The 8,733-nt window shown below is 55.2% G+C and carries 4 protein-coding genes; all 4 read right to left on the reverse strand.

Features of this window, described 5'->3' with window-relative positions; translation table 11 throughout:
* Positions 1-522: 522 nt before the first annotated feature.
* Positions 523-2,403: a VWA domain-containing protein gene (locus QZQ29_RS07810; protein ID WP_296962061.1), complete on the reverse strand. Its 1,881-nt coding sequence runs from the start codon at positions 2,401-2,403 to the stop codon at positions 523-525.
* 28 nt (positions 2,404-2,431) lie between these two features.
* Positions 2,432-3,460, reverse strand: coding sequence for an AAA family ATPase (locus QZQ29_RS07815; RefSeq protein ID WP_296962063.1), 1,029 nt, complete (start codon positions 3,458-3,460; stop codon positions 2,432-2,434).
* A 260-nt stretch (positions 3,461-3,720) separates the two neighbouring features.
* Complete coding sequence (locus QZQ29_RS07820; protein WP_296962064.1) at positions 3,721-4,797, reverse strand: radical SAM protein; 1,077 nt, start codon at positions 4,795-4,797, stop codon at positions 3,721-3,723.
* Positions 4,775-8,500, reverse strand: a complete 3,726-nt coding sequence (gene cobN / locus QZQ29_RS07825; protein ID WP_296962066.1) for a cobaltochelatase subunit CobN — start codon at positions 8,498-8,500, stop codon at positions 4,775-4,777. Before cobN ends, QZQ29_RS07820 begins: the two co-directional genes overlap by 23 nt.
* Positions 8,501-8,733 lie beyond the last annotated feature (233 nt).

Genomic DNA, 8,733 nt, shown 5'->3' on the forward strand with positions numbered 1-8,733 from the left:
CAGTTAAAAGGAAGGCCCTTTTATGGGCAGGCTAAGGGCCAACTTTGGCTGACTCGAAGACCCTATGCAGGGTCTTCACAGCGACTTCCCCCCTTGGTGTCTTACGGCACCACCTTCGCCACGGTGTGAAGCGTGTCACACGATTCTCAGGTTGCTTTGCTCCCCTACGAATCCAGTTCCTTTGCCACCCTATTCAGGGGGCAGAATAAATCGCTCTACGCTTACCTCTGGTATCATGTGGCACATTGCTTAGCACCCATAGTGCCCCCAGCTTCGCTGGGGGAAAGGTGGTGGCGCCAGCCACCAAAGGGGGTTTTTCCCTCGCCCGCAGGGCGGTTTGCCTGTTTTCCCCGGTCGAAAGCCCGGTTGTAAAGGTTTTCTTTATATTGCGCCCGCAGGGCGCCACCACAACCCTATGACCCTTCTGAACCCTTTGAACCAGCCCGCCTCCCCGTTGTGAATACTTTCCAACGCAGATATGACTCAAAAACCAAATCCCGGTACCGCAGTACCGGGATTTTCTTACATATTGGCCGCGGTTCTCCAGATGTGGAGGAGCTGGTCTTCTGAAATTTTATCGACCTGGAAGTAGGAGGCTCCCATGGCTTTGGCCAGTTTTTTGGCCAGGCCAAGTTTGATGAAGCCGGACTCCGTGTCAATAACGGCTACGGGGATATTTCTCCGGCCGATTCGTTTGGCCTCTTCCAGTGCATCGGTGACGGGGTTGGTGCCTCTGTTCAAGGAGCTGGTGGCTCTGCCGTCGGTGATCAGAATCATGACGGGGTCCTGGTTGGCATCCTGCCTATAGAGCATATCCAGTACGTCTTCTGCCTTAAGCAGTCCCTTGGCCAGGGGGGTCTTGCCGCCGGTGGGCATGGTGGCCAGTTTCTTCTGGGCAAAGTCCACGGACCGAGTAACGGGAAGGAGGACTCCCGCCTGGTTCTTGCGGAAAGCCACCATGCCTACCCGGTCTCTTTTCTGGTAGGCATCCAGAAGAATTTTGAAAATCACGCCTTTAACGGTTTTCATTCTTTCCCTGGCGCCCATGGAGCCGCTGGCGTCCACGACGAAGAGGAAAATATTTCCTGTCCGCTTTTCACGGACCTTGCTCCGAAGGTCGTCTTTACGGATGACCACGGCGCAGCCGTTGGAGGGTCTTGCCTTCTGGTAAGGCGCTGCGGCGCGGAGGGTGGCGTCGAAGGCAATGTCCGATGTTTTGGCCTTTGGAATTTCTGCCCTTACATACCGGCCCTGCATAAGGTCAGTCATAGTGAGGCTTCGTTTGCCGCTGCCTTTTTTCGGTTTCCTGTCCTTCGACGGTTCAATCCACATGGGCGGCAGGTTCACATGAAGGTCCGCATCGTCGATGCGTTCCCGGCTCTGGCCGCGGGGATTGGACATTTGGGCGTTGTCCTGATTCTGCTCATGGCTGCTGTCGTCGGCGTCTTCCGTATTGATTTGGGGAGGCTGTGCTTCCGGTGGATGGCTGAATTCGTTATCCTGGGGAGTCTGCTGCTCTTCTTCCTGTTGAGGTTTATTGTCCTCTTCAGGCTGCTTCTGCGGCATTTCTTCCGACAGCTGTCCCTGCTGCTCTTCCGCCTTTCTCATGCGGTGGGGAAGGACGAATTCTGCAGCCTTTTCCAAATCCTTAGGCAGTACGTACTTTCTTCCTTCCAGGGCAGCTTCTGCCCTGGCCGCTTCGATGAGGTAAATATCCGCCCGATGGCCTGCCACGTGGGCTTTCAGTGTGTACACCGCAGCCAGCTGAATCATGGCGGCAGATACCTCTACCTTGGAGAGGGCAGCCCTGGCGTCTTTGATTTTTTTCTTCAGTGCATCCGTTTCTTCCTGCCATTTGGCCCGAAAAGCGATGCCGTCCTTTTCAAAGTCCAGCACCCGGCGGATGATTTCCAGTCTGGTTTCATCGTCGTAGGAGGGGTCCGCCTGTGCAAAGAGACCGAACCGGTCCAGTGAGGAAGAAGAAAGGGTGCCGCTTTCCGGATTCATCACCGCAAGCACCGTGAAAGCCGTATCTCGCTGTTCCGACAGCCCATCCCTTTCCAGACGGTAGCCGCCGGCTTCGCGGATGTTCAGCACCGCAGAAAGGAGGTCGTCCCGAAGGAGGTTCACGTCGTCGATATAAATAATTCCCTTATCCGCTTCGTCAATCAGTCCGGGAAGGAGTTTCTTGTGACCGCTGCGGATAGCCTCTTCTGCATCAATGGAGCCAAAGAGCCGGTCTTCCGTAATGCTGATGGGGATTTCCACCCAGGGCGCATCCACCAGCTCCCGGGCACTCCTCACCAGGGTGGACTTGCCTGTTCCCTTTTCTCCGGAAAGGAGCAGTCCGCCGGCAAAGGGGTTCACCAGGGTAAGGAGGATGGCTTCTTTGGCTTTTTCCATTCCGCAGACAGCGGCAAAAGGAAATAGATTACGCTTCATCGTCAATGACCTTGTCCACTTCGGTCCAGTCCAGCGTCTGTTCTTCGAAGGGACGGCGTCTCATACGATGAGGCAGAGCCAGTCTGGAAGCTTCCCGGATGTCTTCTTTGGTGACTTCTGTATGTCCTGCCACGGCGGCAATGGTTTCAGCGGTCTTAATGAGGGTAATGTCGGCGCGGTGTCCGTCTACGCCAAGGGTAATGGAAATCTTGGCTGCCAGAAGGAGAATATCGTTGGAAGCGGTCACCTGGGGCAGCAGTTTCATGGCCCTTTCGATACGGCGTACTTCCTTTGCCTGTTCGTCCTTCCACTGTTCCAGGAATGGTTCCGGATCCGCTTCATAGGCGAGTCTTCTCTTAATGATTTCAGCTCTCTTTTCCGGGTCCTGTTCGCCCACCACCTTCACGGAAAGGGCAAAGCGGTCCAGAAGCTGAGGACGGATATCCCCTTCTTCCGGGTTCATGGTGCCTACCAGTGAGAAACGGGCGGGGTGGGAGTAGGAAATTCCTTCACGTTCTACGGTGTTGATACCCATGGCGGCGGAGTCCAGAAGCACATCCACCACATGGTCGTCCAGCAGGTTGATTTCATCGACGTAGAGAATATTCCTGTTGGCGTCGGCCAGAATGCCGGTTTCAAAGGAGCGCTTCCCTTCACGGATGGCCGCTTCGATATCCAGGGTGCCCACCACGCGGTCTTCTGTGGCGCTTACCGGAAGTTCCACCACCTTCATGGGAAGCATTTCCACCGGCGGCTCCTCGTGGTCATATTTTTCATGGCACTCATCGCACCAGTTGGCCCTGTCATCGGGGTCGCAGTGGAAACGGCAGCCCTTGATGCACTTTCTCGGCGGCAGCAGATCTGCCAGCGCACGAACGGCGGTGGACTTGGCGGTGCCTTTTTCCCCCTGAATGAGCACGCCGCCCAGTTTCGGATTTACAACATTCAGCACCAGTGCCTTTTTCATGGTGTCCTGCCCGATAATGGCAGTAAATGGGAAAGTTCCCTGTCTTTTCATATATCCTCCTTGTGTATTAGAAATAATAGTGAACTAGTGAGCTAGTGGGCTAGTGGGCTGGTGAGCCGCTTCGCGGCTCGGGTTCGGAGGGTTCAAAGGGTGTGGTATCGCCTGACGGCGATGAGATTTATAATTCCGCTGGCGCGGAACAGACCTCCGCCCTGCGAACAGTTGCAAAGTTTTCTTCATAATGGCGCCCGCAGGGCGCCCACCACCACCCTTATGAACCTTTTTCCTCTCCAGTTCTCTGCCCAATGACGTTAAGCCTCTGCCAAGCCCTTTTTCTCCAAATACTTCCGGATGAAGAATTTCTTCATGGCGCATTCCGCATCAGACGGCCTTACATGACCGTCCTTATCCAGCCACCTTGAGAAGCAGCCGCCCCCGCAGAGGGGGAAGTATTCACAGCTTCGGCACTTGGCCATAGCCCTTTTTATAAAGGCGCCCACCTCCCTTACCTTGGCCGGATCCCTGCCGGTTTTGACTGTGCCCAGCAGGTATTTTTCCCGTCCCATAAGAGAAGAGCAGGCGTAAATATAACCATGTACATCAATAAAGGCAGCCTCGCCGTTCATGGCGTAGCACTGGGGAAATTCGTAGTTTCCCGTGCGGGCAAGACGCTCCACCCGGTCTTCCTGGGTAAAATGGATATGGCGGCCCGTCACTTTTCCCAGCATATTCATGCGGCGGTACACCGCTTCCAGTGCCTTTTCCATATCCGCCGCCGTCGGCTCGTGAAGACTGCCTCCCCTGCCCTGCTCCCGAAGGATGTCAAAGCCCACCTGATGAACGTTGCCGTAGAAATGGGCCATGTCTGCAATGCCTGGAAGGTCCTTCACCATGTCGTCCGTCACCACGCAGGTAATGCCGGTGCCGATGCCCTCCTGTGCCAGATTTTGGAAGCCCCGGGCGGCGGCTTTGGATGAAGAGGAGCCGTCCCTGGCGGGCCTTGTCCTGTCCATGACAGAGGGCCTGCCGTCGCAGGAAATACCGATGCCCACGTTATGGTCATAAAGGAACCGACCCATGTCCCTGGTAAGGAGGGAGCCATTGGTCTGGATCTGCATCTGGGCGTCGAAATGGTTTTCCTCCACCAGGTGAACCAGTTTCCTTATGAGGGGAAACCGGAGCAGCGGTTCGCCGCCGGAAAACTGGAGAAGGAACCGCTCGCCCGATGCGCCGGCCATCATCACCGCCTGCACCGCCGTTTCTTCGTCCATATCCACGGCTTCCACATCGGAGGCATAGCAGTAGCGGCAGGCGAAGTTGCATCGGCCCGTAAGGGTAAGCACCAGCATGCGGATAGGCGGCAGGTTATTCATCGTCGTCTCCGTCATCTTCCAGTTCCCCTTCCACGGAAAGGTAGAGCTGCTGCAGTTCTTCCTTCATTTCATCGCCTGCATTCCACATCTTGCGCTGGTCTGCTTCCAGAAGGGTTTCCGCCATGTTCTGCAGAGCCCAGGGATTTACTTTCTTCATCCACTGCTGCATCTTCGGGTCCAGGGCGTACTTTTTGGCGTACTGTTCATACATCCAGTCGTCCATGACGCCGCTGGTGGCATCCCACTGGAAGCTGATGGAGAGCCGGTTTGCCAGGTCCGTGGCTCCCTTGTAGCCGTGTTTCATAAGGCCTTCGATGAATTTCGGGTTCATGGATTCGCTGCGGAAGACCCGTTTCATTTCTTCCTGCACCGTCTTCACGCCCACGGCGGAGCGGTTGGTGCTGTCACCTACATAGGACTGCGGCGTTTTGCCGCCAAGGCTCTTCACCGCTGCAATCATGCCGCCGTGGAAGGCGTTGTAGTCATCGGAGCTTAAAATATTGCTTTCATGGTTTTCTTCATTCTTCACGGTAAGGTCAAGGGAAGAAAGTCTCTTCTTGAAAAGCTCCGGTTTGAAGACACCCCGGTTTCCGCCGCCGAATACGTGGCCGCCCCAGCGGACATACACATTGGCCAGGTCGTCCTCATTCTGCCAGTTCTTGGAGTCCAGCACCGTATTCACGCCGGCGCCGTAGGTTCCGGGAGCATCGCCGAAAATGCGGAATGCCGCATTTCTCCAGGCATCGTCTGCATCCACCCCTTCATCTTCCATGAGCTTCGTGTCTTCTTTCACATGCTTCCTGATGAAATTGTCTTCGTCCGACTCATCCTGGGAGGCAGCCAGGAGCACCGCCTTATCCATCAGTTCTGCCAGCTGGGGCAGGGTGTCGCGGAAAAGGCCGCTGATACGACCGGTAACATCGATCCTGGGCCGCTTCAGCTCGGAGAGAGGAATCACTTCCAGGTCCGATACCTTGAGGCTTCCCTTCTGCCATACGGGACGGATGCCCAGCATGTAGAGGAATTCGGCGATGTCCTGGCCGGAGGAGCGCATATTGGGGCCGGACCAGAGGACCATGCCGATGTTTTCCGGGTACTTGCCCTGGTCGGCAATGAATTTTTCAATCATTTTGTCCCCCAGCTTCACGCCCAGCCGCCAGCCGGTGGGGGACGGCATGGTTCTGGGGTCTACGCCGTAGAAATTGCGTCCTGAAGGAAGAAGGCTCACTCCGCCGGCATTGGGGGAACCGGAGGGTCCCGGCTCCACATACCGTCCATCCAATGCGTCCAGGGTGTGGTCCATTTCTTCGGTGGTTCTTTCGATGCGCGGATAGATTTCATGAATCACGAAATAGAGAAGTCCTTCCAGTTTCTCCTTCCATTCCCTTACTCCCTCCGCTTCCGGAAGGGAAAGGGCTTTGGATACCGCCTCTTCTGTGAAGCCGCCGTCCTGCACGGCCTTGATGACAGCCTTGGCTTCCTTTCTGATGCGGCTCATCAGTTCGCCGTAGGTGCACTTCATGTCTTCATCCACTTCAGAGGACCGGCTCTGGATAGTGTCCAGGGTGGTGTGGTATTTTTCAGCCCACAGGTCGTAAATGGAAGGCACCTTGTCGTTGGACAGGCGGAGGAGCTGGAGAATGCCGTCGGTCAAAAGGTCTCCTTCCAGAGGCTGCCCCAGGATGTGAAGGCCCACATGGACCTCGCTGTCCTTCAGTTCTTCAATGTAATTGTGGACGCTGCCTACATAGGTATCAAAGTCCTCCCCTTCCTTGTAGGGAAGGTCCTGGTCCAGTTTTGCCTTCTTCACCAGGTTCAGGATGGCCCGCTCCATGTCATCGGCGCCGCTTCCTGTTTCCTTCATATGGGCATATTCGTCCAGCGTCTTTTCCAGTTCTTCGATTTCATCATAGGCACCGGCATCGGACACCGGGGCCGGCACGTAGCCGATGAGGCAGCCGGCGGCCCTTCTTTTGGCAATCATGCCTTCGCCGGTGATGGTCATATGGTAGGGATACACATTGGGCAGATCTCCCAGGGCAATGTCCGGATAGCTTTCCTCATCCAGGCCCACACTCTTTCCCGGCAGCCATTCCAGATTGCCGTGGGTGCCCATGTGAATGACGGCGTCCGCCTTCCACACATGGCGGAGCCAGTAATAAAAGGCCAGATACTGATGGGTCGGCGCGATATAGGGGTCATGGTAGGCCTTGGAGGGGTCCATGCCGTACTGCCGGGAAGGCTGCACAGTGAGGAACATGTTGCCGTCCATGGTGCCGGGTACCAGGATATTTCCTTTTTCGGAAATCATCACGTCCCCCGGCGCCTTCCCCCATTCCTCTTCCATTTTCTTCTGTGCATTTTCGCCCAGGGTATGGAAGAAATCCACATAATCCTTTGCGGAAAGCTTCTGGCATTCCTCTGCCTGCTTTTCGGTCATCATGGAAATATCATTGGTGGCATGGGAGGTCATGAGCTCTATAAACTTTTCCGTAGTTTCCGGAATGAAATCGATGGTATAGCCTTCATCCTTCATGCGTGTCATAAGGCGGATAGCACTTTCCATGGTATCCAGGCCGGAGGCACTGCCGATATTGGAATTCTTGGCGGGGTAGTTATGGAAAATGAGGGCGATTTTCTTATCGCTGTTCTTCATCTTATGGAGAGCCGCCCATTTGCCGGCCTTCCCCACCATGCGGGTGATGCGTTCAGGAATGGGCTTGAATTCCACGGTACCATCGTCCTTCTTCACCCTGCCTGCAATGGGCACGCCGTGAATGACGCCGTCCAGTTCCGGCATGGCAGCGGCAATGGATGTTTCAATGGCGTTGAGACCTTCCCCGTTGTCCCGCCATTCCTTTTCAGAAACCAGAAGGGTATAGGCCGTAAGCAGAGGGACCCCCAGTTTCTTCAGCGTATCAATGCTGGCCTTTCCGCTGCCGGTGAGGGAAAATTTCATGGTGCTCACCAGAGAATCAATGACCGCTTTCCCGTCCTTCATGAAATAGGTGGAAATCACATCGGACAGGGTGGGCATGCCAAGGCTCATGTCCGGAGAACCGTTGGCAAATACCGGAAGCACATGGTATCCCTGTTTTTCCGCTTCCTCTATGAAAGCATTCTGGTAGGACAAATCCCCCCAGATCCATTCTTCTCTGTAAAACAGGAGGCCCATAACCGGCTTTCCGTCGCCGGAAAATTTCTGAAGGAAGGAAGAAAGGTCCGTGGTGAAACCGGTGTCACTGTCCCTGTCGTAAATGCCGGCCCAGGTATAGCTCTGGGGCGCCGGCGGCTCTGCCATGGACTTGTCAAAAAGAGAAGACCCATAGAGCCAGAGATTTTTGAAATTTTCCATGCCGCCGTAGAGGCAGTATTCCCGGAACCGTTTCATCATATCATCGGTGAGGGCTCCGCTGTGCTCCGCTGTATCTCCGTCCACCGCATCCACAAAGTAAGGAATCCCCGACTTTTCAAGGAAACTGCGGCAATCCTTCCAGAAACGGGATTTCAGCCCGTTCTTCATGAGGTGAATCATCACCAGGGAAGCGCCCTTCATCTTCCTCTCCCAGGACCGGTCCCAGTCACTGGTCCGTTCCAGAAAAACAGGAATACAGAGGTCCGAAATCCTCCCATCCTCCTGCAGTGCATCGCAGGCCTTCTTAATGGCCGCATATCGTCTGTCATGGTTCGTCATGTAAATAATCTTAATATCATCCATACATACCTCTTTCTTTAGAGACTTCAGGACACGCCGTTGGCGTGAGGGTTCATAGGGTTCAGCGCCCTTTGGGCGCGAAAGGTTCTGAAGATGGACCGGCCTGGGGCCGGAGGGTTCGGAGGGGAAGGTTCTTAAGTTTGACGGGGCTTTCGCCCCGAAGGTTCTTAGGTTTGACGCAGCCTGTGGCTGCGAGGGTTGTGGATAGCCGCCTTTGGCGGCTATGCTTATAAAGT

Origin of the sequence: uncultured Dialister sp., assembly GCF_900538805.1 — a bacterium.
Taxonomy (GTDB): Bacteria; Bacillota; Negativicutes; order Veillonellales; family Dialisteraceae; genus Dialister.